This is a genomic window from Citrobacter freundii complex sp. CFNIH4 (assembly GCF_002934505.1).
In the GTDB taxonomy this organism is placed as follows: domain Bacteria; phylum Pseudomonadota; class Gammaproteobacteria; order Enterobacterales; family Enterobacteriaceae; genus Citrobacter; species Citrobacter freundii.
The window spans coordinates 2,396,680-2,412,102 of record NZ_CP026231.1 but is presented as its reverse complement, the minus strand read 5'-3'; the positions used below and the strand labels follow the sequence as shown (position 1 = coordinate 2,412,102).

The 15,423-nt window shown below is 48.6% G+C and carries 13 protein-coding genes, 1 pseudogene and 1 other annotated feature; of the genes and pseudogenes, 10 read left to right on the top strand and 4 right to left on the bottom strand.

What is annotated here, in order from left to right; translation table 11 throughout:
- Window positions 1-900: an ATP phosphoribosyltransferase gene (hisG, locus tag C2U41_RS12550; protein WP_003030161.1), complete on the bottom strand. Its 900-nt coding sequence runs from the start codon at window positions 898-900 to the stop codon at window positions 1-3.
- A 45-nt stretch (window positions 901-945) separates the two neighbouring features.
- Window positions 946-1,068: a sequence feature (His leader region), on the bottom strand.
- Window positions 1,044-1,091 carry a his operon leader peptide gene (hisL, locus tag C2U41_RS12545; protein WP_100250077.1) on the bottom strand — a complete coding sequence of 16 codons (48 nt, stop codon included), beginning with the start codon at window positions 1,089-1,091 and terminating at the stop codon, window positions 1,044-1,046. Its footprint overlaps the feature before it by 25 nt.
- Before the next feature lie 174 nt (window positions 1,092-1,265).
- Here hisL and C2U41_RS12540 point away from each other — a divergent pair, with 174 nt between their 5' ends.
- The 4 genes and pseudogenes from C2U41_RS12540 to plaP all read left to right on the top strand — a co-directional run bounded on the left by C2U41_RS12540 (window position 1,266) and on the right by plaP (window position 4,692).
- Window positions 1,266-2,090 carry an SDR family oxidoreductase gene (locus tag C2U41_RS12540; protein WP_003030163.1) on the top strand — a complete coding sequence of 275 codons (825 nt, stop codon included), beginning with the start codon at window positions 1,266-1,268 and terminating at the stop codon, window positions 2,088-2,090.
- A gap of 41 nt (window positions 2,091-2,131) precedes the next feature.
- Window positions 2,132-3,116, top strand: a pseudogene (locus C2U41_RS12535) (LysR family transcriptional regulator).
- 162 nt (window positions 3,117-3,278) lie between these two features.
- Complete coding sequence (yoeI, locus tag C2U41_RS30140) at window positions 3,279-3,341, top strand: membrane protein YoeI (RefSeq protein WP_099045591.1); 63 nt, start codon at window positions 3,279-3,281, stop codon at window positions 3,339-3,341.
- Window positions 3,331-4,692: a putrescine/proton symporter PlaP gene (gene plaP, locus C2U41_RS12525; protein WP_003844275.1), complete on the top strand. Its 1,362-nt coding sequence runs from the start codon at window positions 3,331-3,333 to the stop codon at window positions 4,690-4,692. The genes yoeI and plaP overlap by 11 nt, the downstream gene beginning before the upstream one ends.
- 59 nt (window positions 4,693-4,751) lie before the next feature.
- Here plaP and sbcB read toward each other — a convergent pair whose 3' ends face one another.
- Together sbcB and C2U41_RS12515 are read right to left on the bottom strand one after the other, a co-directional pair.
- Window positions 4,752-6,176, bottom strand: coding sequence for an exodeoxyribonuclease I (gene sbcB / locus C2U41_RS12520; protein WP_103848409.1), 1,425 nt, complete (start codon window positions 6,174-6,176; stop codon window positions 4,752-4,754).
- Window positions 6,177-6,666: 490 nt separating this feature from the next.
- Entirely contained in the window at window positions 6,667-7,728 is a 1,062-nt protein-coding gene (locus tag C2U41_RS12515) for a hypothetical protein (protein WP_044701556.1), read from the bottom strand.
- A gap of 905 nt (window positions 7,729-8,633) precedes the next feature.
- Between C2U41_RS12515 and phsA the strand changes: the two genes are divergently transcribed.
- From phsA to C2U41_RS12485, 6 genes are all read left to right on the top strand, one after another.
- Window positions 8,634-10,907, top strand: a complete 2,274-nt coding sequence (phsA, locus tag C2U41_RS12510; protein ID WP_003838975.1) for a thiosulfate reductase PhsA — start codon at window positions 8,634-8,636, stop codon at window positions 10,905-10,907.
- Between the two features lie 14 nt (window positions 10,908-10,921).
- Entirely contained in the window at window positions 10,922-11,500 is a 579-nt protein-coding gene (gene phsB, locus C2U41_RS12505) for a thiosulfate reductase electron transport protein PhsB (RefSeq protein ID WP_003838976.1), read from the top strand.
- Window positions 11,497-12,264: a thiosulfate reductase cytochrome B subunit gene (gene phsC / locus C2U41_RS12500; RefSeq protein ID WP_032936754.1), complete on the top strand. Its 768-nt coding sequence runs from the start codon at window positions 11,497-11,499 to the stop codon at window positions 12,262-12,264. The genes phsB and phsC overlap by 4 nt, the downstream gene beginning before the upstream one ends.
- Before the next feature lie 139 nt (window positions 12,265-12,403).
- Complete coding sequence (gene dacD / locus C2U41_RS12495) at window positions 12,404-13,576, top strand: serine-type D-Ala-D-Ala carboxypeptidase DacD (protein ID WP_032936755.1); 1,173 nt, start codon at window positions 12,404-12,406, stop codon at window positions 13,574-13,576.
- Window positions 13,577-13,699: 123 nt separating this feature from the next.
- Window positions 13,700-14,167 (top strand): DNA gyrase inhibitor SbmC, encoded by a 468-nt coding sequence (sbmC, locus tag C2U41_RS12490; protein WP_003838984.1) that lies wholly within the window; start codon window positions 13,700-13,702, stop codon window positions 14,165-14,167.
- Between the two features lie 107 nt (window positions 14,168-14,274).
- The gene (locus tag C2U41_RS12485; protein WP_003030186.1) at window positions 14,275-15,333 is read left to right on the top strand and encodes an FUSC family protein; all 1,059 of its coding nucleotides are present in this window, start codon (window positions 14,275-14,277) and stop codon (window positions 15,331-15,333) included.
- Window positions 15,334-15,423: the final 90 nt, after the last annotated feature.

The window sequence follows — 15,423 nt, the reverse complement described above, 5'->3', positions numbered from 1 at the left end:
TCACTCCATCATCTTCTCAATTGGCAGCACCAGAATTGAGCTGGCACCGAGCGCTTTCAGTTTTTCCATTGTTTCCCAGAACAGGGTTTCGCTGCTGACCATGTGCATGGCAACACGCTGCTGGTCGCCGGCCAGCGGCAGAATGGTCGGACGCTCAGCGCCAGGCAGCAGGGCGATAACTTCGTCCAGACGCTCGCTCGGCGCGTGCATCATAATGTATTTGGATTCACGAGCCTGAATAACGCCCTGAATACGGGTCAGCAATTTGTCGATCAGTTGTTGCTTGGCGTCGGCCATTTCGCCGTCGCGCTGAATCAGGCAGGCTTTTGAGCGGTAGATCACTTCCACTTCACGCAGACCGTTGGCTTCAAGCGTTGCGCCGGTGGACACCAGATCGCAAATCGCATCTGCCAGGCCTGCACGAGGTGCGACTTCTACAGAGCCATTCAACAGACAGGATTTAAACGACACCCCTTTCTGATCGAGATAGCGTTTGAGCAGGTGTGGGTAAGAGGTAGCGATACGCTTACCGTTCAGCGCTGCCGGGCCATCCCAGGCTTCATCAACCGGGGTAGCCAGCGAGAGACGGCAGCCGCCGAAGTCCAGACGGCGCAGGGTAAAATAGCGAGGGTCTTCACCCTGTGCGCGGCGGTTGAGCAGTTCCTCTTCGAGAACGTTTTCCCCGATGATGCCGAGGTCAACAACGCCATCCATCACCAGACCCGGGATATCGTCATCACGTACGCGCAGAATATCGATAGGCATATTCTCTGCCATTGCAATCAGGCGCTGGGTGTGAAGATTAATTTTAATGCCGCAACGGGCCAGCAATTCGCGTGAATCATCGCTTAAACGGCCAGATTTCTGCATAGCTATGCGTAAACGGGTGTTGTCTAACATTCTTTATTCCTCGTTATCCTGTCTGAATCAGTTTGGGTCACGCACAAAAAAAAGCCCCCGGAAGAAATCTTCCGGGGGCTTTCTCATACGCTCATGCACCGCTGGAAGATTTAAATGTCTCCCAGCACACATCGCCTGAAAGACTAGTCAGGATGATGGTGATGATGGTGTTTGAATTGAGCGCGTGTCATAAATTTTCTCGATGAATGTTTATTCATTTGATGTCTTTTAACCTAAACCACTTTAGCTACGGAAAGCAAGGGCTTTTTTTGATCATTAATTCATTTCATATTGATACTATGAATTGTCAGCCACCGTGGGCTGGCGTAGCCTTGCGTTATAGGCCAAAAGTCAGGAGAGAAGGCATGAAAAAGGTCGCAATTGTCGGATTAGGTTGGTTAGGCATGCCGTTAGCCATGTCGCTGGCGGCGAGAGGCTGGCAGGTTACCGGCAGCAAAACCACATTGGATGGGGTGGAAGCGGCCCGCATGAGCGGTATCGAGAGTTACTCGCTGCGCCTGGAACCTGAACTGGTCTGTGAGGCTGACGATCTCGACGCACTGATGGACGCCGATGCGTTGGTTATTACGCTGCCTGCACGCCGTAGCGGTCCTGGGGAAGCATTTTACCTGCAGGCAATGCAGGAACTGGTCGACAGCGCGCTGGCGTATCGGATCCCGCGGATTATTTTTACCAGTTCGACGTCAGTCTATGGTGACGTTCAAGGAACAGTGAAAGAGGGGACGCCGCGTAATCCGGTCACGGCAAGTGGTCGTGTTCTGAAAGAACTTGAAGACTGGTTGCACAATTTACCTGGCACGTCGGTGGATATTTTGCGTCTGGCCGGGTTAGTTGGTCCGGGAAGACACCCTGGTCGCTTTTTTGCCGGCAAGACGGCGCCAGACGGACATCATGGCGTCAATCTGGTGCATCTGGACGATGTGGTTTCTGCTATCACGTTACTGCTGCAAGCGCCTAAAGGGGGACACATCTATAATATATGTGCGCCTATGCATCCGGCGCGTAACGTGTTCTATCCGCAGATGGCCCGCCAGTTGGGGATGGAGCCGCCGGAATTTCGCGACGGTACGGATAACGGTAAAGGTAAAGTCATTGATGGCAACCGTATTTGTAATGAGCTTGGGTTTGAGTACCAGTATCCTGATCCGCTGGTGATGCCGATGGAGTGACAAGCCAGCAGAGTGCCGCTGTATACCGCCAGGGGGCGAGTATGAAACCACTGCTGGACGTTCTTATCATCCTCGATGCCTTAGAAAAAGAGGGCAGTTTCGCGGCGGCGTCGGCAAAATTGTTTAAGACGCCGTCTGCGCTTAGCTACACCGTCCATAAGCTGGAAAGCGATCTTAATATTCAGATACTCGATCGCAGCGGGCACCGGGCTAAGTTCACCCGCACCGGACAGATGCTGCTGGAAAAGGGGCGGGAGGTGCTGCATACCGTCCGTGAACTCGAAAAGCAGGCCATTAAACTACACGAAGGCTGGGAGAATGAACTGGTTATTGGCGTAGATGATACCTTTCCCTTTTCATTGCTGGCCCCACTCATCGAGTCTTTCTATCAACACCACAGCGTGACGCGTCTGAAATTTATCAATGGCGTGCTGGGCGGCTCATGGGATGCCCTAATTCAGGGCCGGGCGGATATTATTGTCGGTGCCATGCATGAACCCCCTGCAGCGAGCGAATTTGGCTTTGCACGGCTGGGGGTTCTGGAACAGGTGTTTGTGGTTGCGCCGCATCACCCGCTGGCGCAGGAACAGGAACCGTTAAATCGTCGCACTATTCGCCGTTTTCGCGCCATTGTAGTGGGCGACAATGCGCAGCATGCCAATGTCTCAGGTTCTCAGGTGCTTGACGATCAGGAAGCCATTACCGTTTTTGACTTCAAAACCAAGCTGGAACTACAAATTAGCGGCCTGGGATGTGGCTATATTCCGCGCTATCTGGCGCAGCGATTTCTGGAGAGCGGCGCACTGATTGAGAAAAAAGTGGTCGCGCAAATTGTCCTTGAACCCGTGTGGATAGGCTGGAATGAACAGACCGCCGGGTTGGCCAGTGCCTGGTGGCGAGATGAAATTTTAGCAAATAGTGCTATTGCGGGGGTGTATGTTAAAACGGCTGCTGACAAATCAATCAGTTAAGAAAAAATATTCTTTTGTAGCCACTTCAATCTCTTGTTATTTCTCCCCAATTTAGTGCAAAATACGCCGCTTGCAAAAAATGACATTAACCGACGTTTTAATACGCGTCGGTTATTTTTTTGCATCAAACCAATCATTCATAAAAGAGGCCGGGCTTCGTACCGGATAGATACTTACTTAAAAATCGACAGTTGTTGTCGCTGAGGATTAACAAAAAATGGGGCAATTTTTTGCTTACGCGACGGTTTTCGCCGTAATGGGGGATAACCATGTCGCATAACGCTACTCCAAACACCTCTCGCGTGGAATTACGTAAAACGCTTACGCTGGTTCCGGTTGTCATGATGGGCCTTGCCTATATGCAGCCGATGACGCTGTTCGATACATTCGGTATCGTATCAGGAATGACCGATGGTCACGTCCCGACAGCTTACGCCTTTGCACTGATCGCCATCCTTTTTACCGCACTGAGCTACGGTAAACTGGTACGCCGCTATCCGTCTGCAGGCTCTGCCTACACTTACGCCCAGAAATCCATTAGCCCGACAGTTGGCTTTATGGTGGGTTGGTCATCACTGCTGGACTACCTGTTCGCCCCGATGATCAACATTCTGTTGGCGAAAATTTATTTTGAAGCGCTGGTGCCCTCGATTCCATCGTGGATGTTCGTGGTGGCGCTGGTGGCCTTTATGACCGCCTTCAACCTTCGCAGCCTCAAATCCGTTGCTAATTTCAACACCGTCATCGTGTTGTTGCAGGTGGTGCTGATTGCGGTGATCCTCGGCATGGTCATTTATGGCGTGTTCGAAGGTGAAGGTGCTGGTACGCTGGCGAGCAGCCGTCCATTCTGGTCCGGTGATGCGCACGTGATCCCGATGATCACCGGTGCGACCATCCTGTGCTTCTCGTTCACCGGTTTTGACGGTATCAGCAACCTGTCAGAAGAAACCAAAGACGCTGAGCGCGTGATCCCGCGTGCGATTTTCCTGACCGCGCTGATTGGTGGCCTGATCTTTATCGTCTCCACCTATCTGTTGCAGTTGTACTTCCCGGATATTTCGCGCTTTAAGGATCCAGATGCTTCGCAGCCGGAAATCATGCTGTATGTTGCCGGTAAGTTCTTCCAGGTCGGCGCGCTGATTTTCTCTACCATTACCGTACTGGCGTCCGGTATGGCGGCGCATGCAGGCGTTGCGCGTCTGATGTACGTGATGGGTCGTGACGGCGTATTCCCGAAAAGCTTCTTCGGTTATGTACACCCGAAATGGCGTACTCCGTCCATGAACATCATTCTGGTTGGGGCGATTGCTCTGTTGGCAATCAACTTCGACCTGGTGATGGCGACGGCGCTGATTAACTTTGGTGCGCTGGTGGCATTTACCTTCGTTAACCTGTCGGTAATCTCCCAGTTCTGGATCCGTGAGAAGCGTAACAAGACGCTGAAAGATCACTTCCAGTACCTGTTCCTGCCAATGTGCGGTGCGCTGACCGTTGGCGCGCTGTGGGTGAACCTGGAAGAAAGCTCAATGGTTCTGGGCTTAATCTGGGCGGGTATCGGTCTGATCTACCTGGCTTGCGTGACCAAAAGCTTCCGCAACCCGGTCCCACAGTACGACGAAGATATCGCGTAATAACTGCATTTAGCTGAAAAAAAACGGAGACATGTTCTCCGTTTTTTTATACGTGGGATTTATACAATCTCTTCGGCATACTGCCAGAGTGATTTCAGCAGCATCAACTTTTCTTTGTTATCCGCATATTGCTGGCTCAATAGCTGCAATTCATTGGCGTAATTTTGCAAAAACTCCGGTGTGAATATCTGGCGACGATGGTCCAGCCAGCGCTGCTGTTCAGCTTCGTCCAGCGTTCCCGGGAAGTTACGTGCACGGTAATTAAACAACAGTTTTTCAATGCGCTTATCGACAAAGGAGATATCCAGCGCCGGTAAATTGCGTGGTTCGGTTTCCAGAACGATTTTCATCGCCGCACGGTCAGCATCGCTGAAAAAGCCGTTGTACAGTTGGGCATCCACGTTATCTGATGGAGTAAAGGGTTCCGCATCGGCAAAGATCGCGACCACTTTGTCGCGTATCTGCGGGTTTTCGCGCAGAACTTTGAGATTATCCAGACAATGCTGGCGGTTAATGCCAAGACGGTCGGCATCTTCCGGACGCAGGGTATTCGCCTGTGCCAGTACCGGGCATTTGTTGATGTGCACCAATTTAACCGGTACGGCCGGGTTATCACCCAGATCCGCTTTAGACGTGTAGAGCCGCTCGCGCAGGGCGTCGCTGTCGAGTTCGAGCAGCGGCGAAATATCACCAGCTAAGTCGACCATAATAACCGCGTTACGATTCTCCGGATGCCACGCCAATGGCGCCACCCAACTGGTGTTACCGCGCCATGCGCCGAACATACCAGAGACATGGACCAGAGGTTTCATTTGCGGGACATCAACCAACGCGGCCAGCTTGTGCTTATTACGATGGCTGTAGAGATAATCAAACAGACGCGGCTGACGTGACTTCACTAATTGCGCCATTGCGATCGTGGCGTATACGTCCGCCATCGCATCGTGAGCATTGGCATGCTCAATACCATTAGCTTTGGTCAAATGCTCCAGGCGGAAGCTGGGTAAGCCGTCGTCGTTTTCCGGCCAGTTAATGCCTTCAGGGCGCAGGGCATAGCAGGCGCGCATCACATCCAGCAGATCCCAGCGCGAATTATCGTTCTGCCAACTCCAGGCATAGGGATCGTAGAAATTGCGATACAGGATGTTGCGCGTCACCTCATCATCGAAGCGCACGTTGTTATAGCCCAGGATACAGGTTTTCGGCACGGTGAACAGGGCGTGGATGCGCGCAGCAAAAGCGGCTTCATTCTCTCCCTTTTCACGTGCTTCCTGCGGTGTGATACCCGTAATCAACACCGCCTCAGGCTTCGGCAGATAATCGTCCGCGGGTTTGCAATAAAAGACTTCTGGTTCACCGATGATGTTGAAATCATTATCTGTGCGGATAGCCGCAAATTGCGCGGGTCTGTCCAGCGCCGGATGGGTACCAAAGGTCTCGTAATCGTGGAAGAGAAAACCAGGACAGTTGGAGGTATCTGACATTTCTTTATTACACCTGTATTGGAATTTATTGCCAACATGAAAACCATGTCCTACGGGCTTGGCCATCTGCTGGTTTTGGCTCTGCCTTATTGCCTTGGGATTAAAATCTTACTGGACTGACAGATATTTCTTTTTAAGGGTTTTGGTACGCCGCTTTTGGAGTGTACCAATGCGCCTTCTATGAAGGCGGGTTTTTAATAATAGAACTCAATATACTAGTGTTTTATCCTAGTGCTATCTACTTTTTCCTAAGATAAAACGAATGTAGTCCAATTAGTTGGTGTTACATATAGGATGAAAAACCAGTTTTGTTACGTCTGTAAGTTTCTCTTAGTCTTCGATACAGTCGAATCAAATTTTACTTCCAGTTTGTTAAGACTGCCGAGGTCTGAGGTTTTCTGTTAGTTTACTGAATGATCTATGACTCCCGAACTGTAATGGCTTATATTTTAAACAAAAATGTAACAACACTTTATGCGCAAATACAAAATTAAGTGAGCTCTGTTTTTTTATTTGTGTTGATAAACATGAGTGAGATAAATAGGATTGTTACTGGTATTTCAGCTCTGGCCATCACAGCTTCAGTAACTCCATAGCACATGAGTGAAAATAAAATCGTTAATGCAAATTTATTTTTATTATTAATTACAGCTTTGATTAGGAGGGCTGTTAGGATTAGTATATATGATATACCAAATGCAGAGAGTAGTATGAGATATGAACTATCTAGTGCATAATCTGGAAGCTGAGTTCCGAAAATATAATCCCATGAATTAAGTTCACGTAAAAAATCATGGTAATAAGTTAAGCGCCCGCTCAAAATAAAGTCGATGTTGCTACCGCTTTTTGAAGATAAATAAATAGTGGAAACCAATGCAGCTAAAGGAATAAATGGGATTAACCTAATGGCAATTTGTTTGAATGTATTTATATAGCAAAGCATAAAGAAAAAAATAGCCATTACCATTGCATATCCAGGCGTCCTGGAGTCAGCTATCCATGGAATTACAAAACAAAATGCCATAACTATGTATGAAACAATGCGATATTTATTTTTTATATTTTTTTTAAGAAAGCCAAGGGTTGCGAATAGTGTCATAAAACAGGAAAATGATATGAATCCCGGATAGTTTGCTGACCAGAAACCTAAATTATTCCTGTACCTTCCTGACTCAGCTATATAAACAATGTCAGGATGAATTAATCCATTAATGACAAAGGCACAAAAAACAAGCGAAAACATTAGAGTTGAGTAGAAAATGCATTTAACCAGGTTTTTATCTCCAAGTTTCTTCATTAAAAATATAAGCCACACAGTAAATAATATATTTATACATGTAAAGTTATGGCTTGTGATGAAGAAAATCACTATAAAGATAGATGATAAAAGTAAATAAATGCTGCATTTAAAATCTTTGAAATATAAAGCAAAAATAAGAACGCCGACCGCCGTTCTGACATACAGTGCAATTGTTTCCGGTATCAATAGCAATCCTGTAGCCAGAAGAGATGTAATTTGCATAAGAAACAGAATGGCTGTGATTTTTTTCATTACAGACCTTGTTTTATTGTATTATTTTAAACACAAAACCAATTGTAAGTATGGCTACATATCTTATAAAAGGTGATTCTTTTTTTGTCTTTCTTGATGAATACTGATAATATCCATAAAAAAACAAAGTCCCTATATAGGATGAGTCGTCCAATTGATGATATGGTGATTTCATTGAACATTTTCTCTCCGGTTATGAAAGATTCTTTAGAATATATCGTAATTGCTGCGTGTAGTCAATATCATAAGTAGTGTTGATCTTTATGAATACGATCACGACTAAAAAATAGTGTAATTTAGATAAATTTAAAGACTCAATCTTATGATGATCTTGACTCTGCCAATCTTATCACTCGTTTGATTGTGTCATGATAACTTTGTTAAAGAGTACTGAGGCGATTACCTATTGTTCTTATAGAAATACATCTTATCATTTTTAACTTCTCATTATTCTGGCTTTTATTTGAATTGTCTGATTGTGTTTTATATTAAGATAAGCTGTATGTTATGTTTTTTAGTAAAATAATATCAGTCCTTGTCTATGTTGAAAATAGCATAAGGAATGCTGTCAGTTGATGTGTTCATTGATAAATATTAACGGGGGTAAATTATCATTAGAACTGATTTATCATTTTTAATGAATGACAAAGATTAAGATAGAAGCAGTGATGCAATTATCGATTCTGATGCAATAGATATTTAATTGATTGAGAATTATTATTATTGTTGTTGCTACTTTGCGCCCGATTCGTGGTGTTCTGGAAACTTTAAAAGTCTTTTATAAACAAAGAGTTTTTATTTGTGTCAATTCGCTGTCATGCATTGTAATGAAATGTGATTGATGTAAAAAATAAATATTCTAAACGCCATATAATCATTGGATATATCTAATAACAGGAGGTTATATGAGCATTAGTCGGCGTAATTTTTTGCGAGGAGTGGGTATAGGCTGTTCAGCCTGTGCGATAGGCAGTTTTCCGCCAGGCGCACTGGCACGAAATTCTCCTGAGAGTATCAAAGGGAAGACATCCCTGACGCCAAGTTTGTGTGAAATGTGTTCTTATCGTTGCCCGATACAGGCGCAGGTAATTAATAACAAAACGGTTTTTATTCAAGGGAACCCTAATGCGCCTCAACAAGGCACGCGTGTCTGCGCTCGTGGCGGCAGCGGCGTTAGCCTGGTCAACGACCCTCATCGCATTGTTAAACCCATGAAACGCACAGGACCTCGCGGGAGCGGAGAATGGCAGGTTATTAGCTGGGAACAAGCGTATAAAGAAATTGCCGAAAAAATGACGGCAATTAAAACGCAGCATGGTCCTCAGGGCGTCGTCTTTTCTTCTAAATCCGGTTCGCTTTCAGGGCATTTATTTCAACTGGCGACGGCTTTCGGATCGCCAAACACCTTTACGCACGCGTCGACATGCCCGGCCGGAAAATCGATTGCCGCCAAAGTGATGATGGGCGGCGATTTGGCCATGGATATCGCCAATACCCGTTATATGGTCTCTTTTGGTCACAACCTTTATGAAGGAATTGAGGTTGCCGAAACGCATGAACTGATGATGGCGCAGGAAAAGGGCGCAAAAATGGTCAGCTTCGACCCTCGTCTGTCCGTCTTCTCCAGCAAGGCGGATGAATGGCATGCGCTCAAACCGGGCGGCGACTTGCCGGTGTTGATGGCCATGTGTCACGTCATGATCAATGAAAAATTGTATGACGCGGACTTCGTTGCGCGCTACACCACAGGGTTTGACCAACTGGCAGAAGCAGTACAAGAGACCACGCCGGAATGGGCGCAAAAGCAAGCTGATGTGCCTGCTGATGTCATTGTTCGGGTCACCCGAGAAATGGCCGCCTGCGCGCCTCATGCTATCGTCAGCCCGGGCCATCGTGCGACGTTCTCGCAAGAAGAAATTGATATGCGGCGCATGATTTTTACCCTCAATGTGCTGCTTGGTAATATTGAGCGTGAAGGCGGTTTATACCAGAAAAAAGCGGCGGCAACTTATAATAAGCTGGCCGGAGAGAAGGTCGCTCCGGTGCTGGCAAAACCCGATGTCAAATTACCCAAGCCAACGGCGCAGCGTATCGATCTGGTAGCCCCGCAGTTTAAGTACATCGCGGCGGGCGGTGGTGTGGTGCAAAGCATCATTGATGCTGTGTTAAACCAGACGCCTTATCCGGTGAAGGGATGGATTATGTCCCGACACAACCCTTTCCAAACCGTTACATGTCGACCGGATCTGGTCAAAACCGTTGAACAGCTCGACCTTGTGGTCAGTTGTGATGTCTATCTTAGCGAAAGCGCGGCGTATGCCGACTACCTTTTGCCTGAATGTACTTACCTTGAGCGCGATGAAGAAGTTTCAGACATGTCGGGTCTGAATCCAGCCTATGCCCTGCGCCAGCAGGTAGTAGAACCTATTGGTGATGCGCGTCCAAGCTGGCAAATCTGGAAAGAGCTGGCCGTGCAGTTAGGCCTTGGGCAATTCTACCCATGGCAGGATATGCAAACGCGTCAGTTATACCAGCTTAATGGCGATCATGCGCTGTCTGCTGAACTGCGTGAGAAAGGGTATCGGGAGTGGGGTGTTCCGTTACTGCTGCGTGAACCTGAAGCGGTGCGTCAGTTTGTGGAACGCTATCCGGGCGCGGTGGCGGTTGACAGCGACGGTACCTATGGCGAGCAACTGCGCTTTAAATCCCCTTCAGGAAAAATAGAGCTTTATTCTGAAGAGCTGGAGACGCTCCTGCCTGGCTACGGTATTCCGCGCGCGCGCAATTTTGCGCTCAAAGGCGATAGTGAGCTCTATTTTATCCAGGGAAAAGTGGCGGTTCATACCAACGGTGCGACGCAATACGTGCCACTGCTTAGCGAGTTGATGTGGGACAACGCGGTGTGGATCCACCCGCAAACGGCCCGTGAAAAAGGCATCAAAAGCGGCGATGACATCTGGCTGGAAAACGCGACCGGCAAGGAAAAAGGCAAAGCGCTGGTCACCGCCGGAATTCGGCCCGATACGCTGTTTGTTTATATGGGGTTTGGCGCCAAGGCGGGAGCCAAAACCGCAGCGACAACGCACGGTATCCATTGCGGTAATTTGCTTCCGCATGTTACCAGTCCGGTTTCCGGTACAGTGGTGCACACCGCTGGCGTTACGCTTCGTCGGGCATGAGAAAGGAGAACATCATGAATCAAGCAACAAACCCTTATGTCATGCTGCATGACGAGAAACGCTGTATCGGCTGTCAGGCATGTACGGTTGCCTGCAAAGTTTTGAATGACGTGCCAGAGGGATTTAGCCGTCTACAGGTGCAGATCCGTTCACCCGAACATGAACCCGAGGTGCTATCCCACTTCCAGTTTGTTCGCGTTTCCTGTCAGCATTGTGAAGATGCGCCGTGTGTCAGCGTTTGTCCGACCGGTGCGTCATTTCGCGACGAAAATGGCATTGTGCAAGTGGATAAGTCTCGCTGTATTGGCTGTGACTATTGCGTTGCCGCTTGTCCGTTCCACGTCCGTTATCTCAATCCGCAAACGGGAATTGCCGACAAATGTAACTTTTGCGCAGATACCCGGCTGGAGACTGGACAATCGCCCGCCTGCGTTTCCGTTTGCCCGACGGATGCGCTGAAATTTGGTCGTCGTGACGACCCGGAAATTCAGCACTGGATAAATCAAAAAGAGGTTTATCGCCAGCAGGATACGCGTAGCGGCCCGGTGAGTGTTTATCGGCGTAAAGAGATCCATCAGGAGGGTAAAGCATGAATTCTATCTGGGGAGCAGAGCTTAACTATGCGCCGGACTACTGGCCGCTGTGGCTCATTTATGCAGGCGTTGTTATTGTGCTGATGATTGCGGGCCTGGTTATACACGCGCTGTTACGTCGGATGCTGTCACCCAAAACAGCTACTGGAGAAGAACATCGGGATTACCTCTATTCGCTGGCAGTTCGCCGCTGGCACTGGGGTAATGCGCTGCTTTTTATCCTGCTTCTGCTGAGTGGCCTGTTTGGGCACTTCTCTGTCGGACCGGTGGCATTGATGGTGCAGGTACATACCTGGTGCGGTTTCGCCCTGTTGGCCTTCTGGGTTGGTTTTGTGCTAATCAACGCAACCAGCGGCAACGGTTGTCATTATCGGGTGAAGCTTAACGGGTTGATATCACGCTGCTTGTTGCAAACGCGCTTTTATCTGTATGGCATCATGAAAGGTGAGCCGCACCCGTTTGCAGCAACGGCAGAGAGTAAATTTAACCCGCTACAACAGTTGGCTTATCTGGCCATCATGTATGCGCTGGTTCCGCTGTTGATCATTACCGGGTTGTTATGTCTCTACCCGCAGGTAATAGGGGCAGGGCCTGTGATGCTGGTGCTGCATATGGTGTTGGCGATTGTCGGCTTACTGTTCATCTGTGCACATATTTACCTGTGCACGCTGGGTGACACACCGGGGCAAATTTTCCGCAGCATGATAGATGGCTATCATCGTCATCGCAGCCATCACGCAGAGACAGCACCGCGCAAAGGCTAATGCCCGCCGCGGTTGATATCTGAAAACCTTTCCTTACAGCAAGAAAATGTGCCTTATGTCACATTTTCTTGCAATTTATCCATGTTTGTTCGCCAGAACTTCCGTAAAAAGAACGGCTATTTTTCCATTTCCTGAGGACATGCTGTTGAAACGCCGTTTGTTTATTGCCGCTTCACTCTTTGCGATGAGTTTTTCGCCCGCGTACGCGACCGAGGTCGTAAGCTTTTCCCCACAGCCACCTGCGATTAATGCCGGAGCGTGGGTATTAATGGATTACACCACGGGCCAAATCCTGACAGCCGGAAATGAACACCAGCAGCGCAACCCTGCCAGCCTGACCAAGCTGATGACTGGTTATGTTGTCGATCGCGCAATCGACAGCAAGCGTATTAGTCCGACAGATATTGTCACCGTTGGGCGCGACGCCTGGGCGAAAGATAATCCGGTATTCGTCGGTTCATCCTTAATGTTCCTGAAAGAAGGGGATCGCGTTTCTGTGCGCGACCTGAGTCGCGGGTTAATTGTTGATTCCGGTAATGATGCCTGTGTGGCGCTGGCGGATTACATCGCCGGAGGGCAGCCACAGTTTGTCGCGATGATGAACAACTATGTGCAAAAGCTGAACCTGCGTGACACGCATTTTGAAACGGTACATGGTCTGGATGCGCCAGGTCAGCATAGCTCAGCTTACGATCTGGCCGTGCTGTCGCGAGCTATCATCCATGGAGAGCCGGATTTCTACCATATGTACAGTGAAAAAAGCCTTACCTGGAACGGAATCACGCAGCAAAACCGTAACGGTTTGTTGTGGGATAAAACCATGAACGTCGACGGTCTGAAGACTGGGCATACCTCCGGCGCTGGATTCAACCTGATTGCTTCTGCTGTTGATGGGCAGCGCCGCCTGATTGCGGTTGTGATGGGGGCGGAGAGTGCGAAAGGACGTGAAGACCAGGCGAGAAAATTGCTGCAATGGGGACAAAAGAACTTCGATACCGTGCAGGTTTTACGTAGCGGTAAGCAGGTCGGTATTGAACGGATCTGGTATGGCGATAAAGAAAAAATTAGCCTTGGCACAGAGCAGGATTTCTGGATGGCCCTGCCTAAAGCCGAAGTCGCGAATATCAAGGCAAAATATGTTCTTGATAAGAAAGAACTGGTCGCCCCCATCGCTGCCCATCAACGTGTGGGGGAAATTGAACTCTACGATCGGGATAAACTGGTGGCGCACTGGCCTCTGGTTACGCTGGAGTCTGTCAACGAAGGTGGCGTCTTCTCGCGTCTGAGCGATTACTTCCGCCATAAGGCGTAGTTTTTCCTGATGTGCCTGACTGGCAAGAGTGCGAATCTGCTCACATAATAATCACTGATTCCTTGTGGCCGTCATACCTAAAAATTAAACTGTATATAAATACAGTGTAATAACGGAGGTTATATGGAGTACGAGATAAAGCAGGTCGAGAAACGCATAATTGCCGGTTTCCATATGGTTGGACCGTGGGAACAAACGGTAAAGCAAGGTTTCGAACAGTTAATGATGTGGGTCGACGGTAAGCAGATCGTACCGCTGGAATGGATAGCCGTTTATTACGACAATCCTGACGTTGTTCCGGCGGAAAAACTGCGTTGTGATACCGTGGTGTCTGTGCCTGAAGGTTTTGAGATCCCGGAAAACAGTGAAGGGGTGATCCAGACCGAGCTGGCAGGTGGCGACTATGCTATAGCCGTTGCGCGCGTTGAAAATCATGACTTCGCGACGCCGTGGTATCAGTTTTTTGAGCGCCTGATGCAGGATTCGACGTATGCGATAGCCGCTAAACCCTGTTTTGAAGTTTATCTGAACAACGGCATGGAGGACGGTTACTGGGACATTGAAATGTACGTGCCGGTACAGTTGAAGTAACTGTTTTTGGTGCAAATCAGGATGAATGTCCTGGTCATCAGGATGATGTTTTCACCGTAAAAACAGGTACAATTCGCTTTTTTGCTATTCCCTGACGGAGTGCATGAGTGCGTGCAGATAAGTCGCTGAGTCCTTTTGAAATTCGTTTGTATCGTCATTATCGTGTGGTGCATGGCATTCGCATTGCGCTGGCGTTTCTTCTTACTTTTCTGTTGGTACGCCTGTTAAACATTCCCGAAGGTACATGGCCTCTGATCACGCTAGTGGTGATTATGGGGCCAATTTCTTTTTGGGGTAACGTTGTTCCCAGAGCGTTTGAGCGTATAGGCGGAACGATCCTGGGCTCGGTGCTTGGATTGATTGCCCTGCGTCTGGAACTCTTTTCGCTTCCGCTAATGCTGATCTGGTGCGCGGTGGCGATGTTTCTCTGTGGCTGGTTGGCATTGGGTAAAAGGCCGTATCAGGCGCTGCTGATTGGCATTACGCTTGCCGTGGTCGTGGGGGCGCCTGCCGGAGATATGAATACCGCGTTATGGCGCGGTGGCGATGTTATTTTGGGTTCGTTACTGGCGATGTTGTTTACCGGCATCTGGCCGCAGCGGGCATTTATACACTGGCGTATCCAATTGGCACATTGTGTGACGGGATATAATCGGGTGTATCAGGCCGCGCTATCCCCTAATTTGCTTGAGCAACCGCGGCTTGAGAAGCATTTACAGCAGCTCTTAAGCGACGTTGTCAAAATGCGCGGGCTCATCGTTCCCGCCAGTAAAGAAACCCGTATTCAAAAATCCATTTTTGAGGCTATTCAAACGGTTAACCGCAATCTGGTCTGCATGCTTGAGCTGCAAATTAATGCACTTTGGGCCAGCCGCACCAGCCACTTTGTCATGCTGAATGCGCAAACTTTGCGTGAAACTCAGCTCAGGACGCAGCAGGCGCTACTGACCATAACCCACGCCTTGTACGAAGGGAATCCGCAGCCGGTGCTTGCCAATACGGAAAAGCTCAATGACACCGTGGCGGAGTTACGTCAGCTCATTGCTGAGCATAAAGGCGATTATGTCGCAGAAACGCCCATTCACGGCTACGTTTGGTTGAACATGGAAATGGCGCGACAGCTGGAGTTGCTCTCACATTTAATCTGTCGCGCGCTGCGCAAATAAAGAGCAGATGAGGCGATAGGTTCTACTGCTGCTTCGATTCAGCAAAGATTAGAGGTATGATACTGAAAAAGGCTAAAACCATTGGTAACT

Excerpts from the sequence above, each read along its gene's own strand:
- phsC (WP_032936754.1), top strand. The coding sequence starts at position 11,497 with ATGAATTCTATCTGGGGAGCAGAGCTTAACTATGCGCCGGACTACTGG.
- C2U41_RS12540 (WP_003030163.1), top strand. The coding sequence starts at position 1,266 with ATGAAAAAGGTCGCAATTGTCGGATTAGGTTGGTTAGGCATGCCGTTA.
- phsB (WP_003838976.1), top strand. The coding sequence starts at position 10,922 with ATGAATCAAGCAACAAACCCTTATGTCATGCTGCATGACGAGAAACGC.
- sbmC (WP_003838984.1), top strand. The coding sequence starts at position 13,700 with ATGGAGTACGAGATAAAGCAGGTCGAGAAACGCATAATTGCCGGTTTC.
- phsA (WP_003838975.1), top strand. The coding sequence starts at position 8,634 with ATGAGCATTAGTCGGCGTAATTTTTTGCGAGGAGTGGGTATAGGCTGT.
- sbcB (WP_103848409.1), bottom strand. The coding sequence starts at position 6,176 with ATGTCAGATACCTCCAACTGTCCTGGTTTTCTCTTCCACGATTACGAG.
- hisG (WP_003030161.1), bottom strand. The coding sequence starts at position 900 with ATGTTAGACAACACCCGTTTACGCATAGCTATGCAGAAATCTGGCCGT.
- dacD (WP_032936755.1), top strand. The coding sequence starts at position 12,404 with ATGCTGTTGAAACGCCGTTTGTTTATTGCCGCTTCACTCTTTGCGATG.
- C2U41_RS12515 (WP_044701556.1), bottom strand. The coding sequence starts at position 7,728 with ATGAAAAAAATCACAGCCATTCTGTTTCTTATGCAAATTACATCTCTT.
- plaP (WP_003844275.1), top strand. The coding sequence starts at position 3,331 with ATGTCGCATAACGCTACTCCAAACACCTCTCGCGTGGAATTACGTAAA.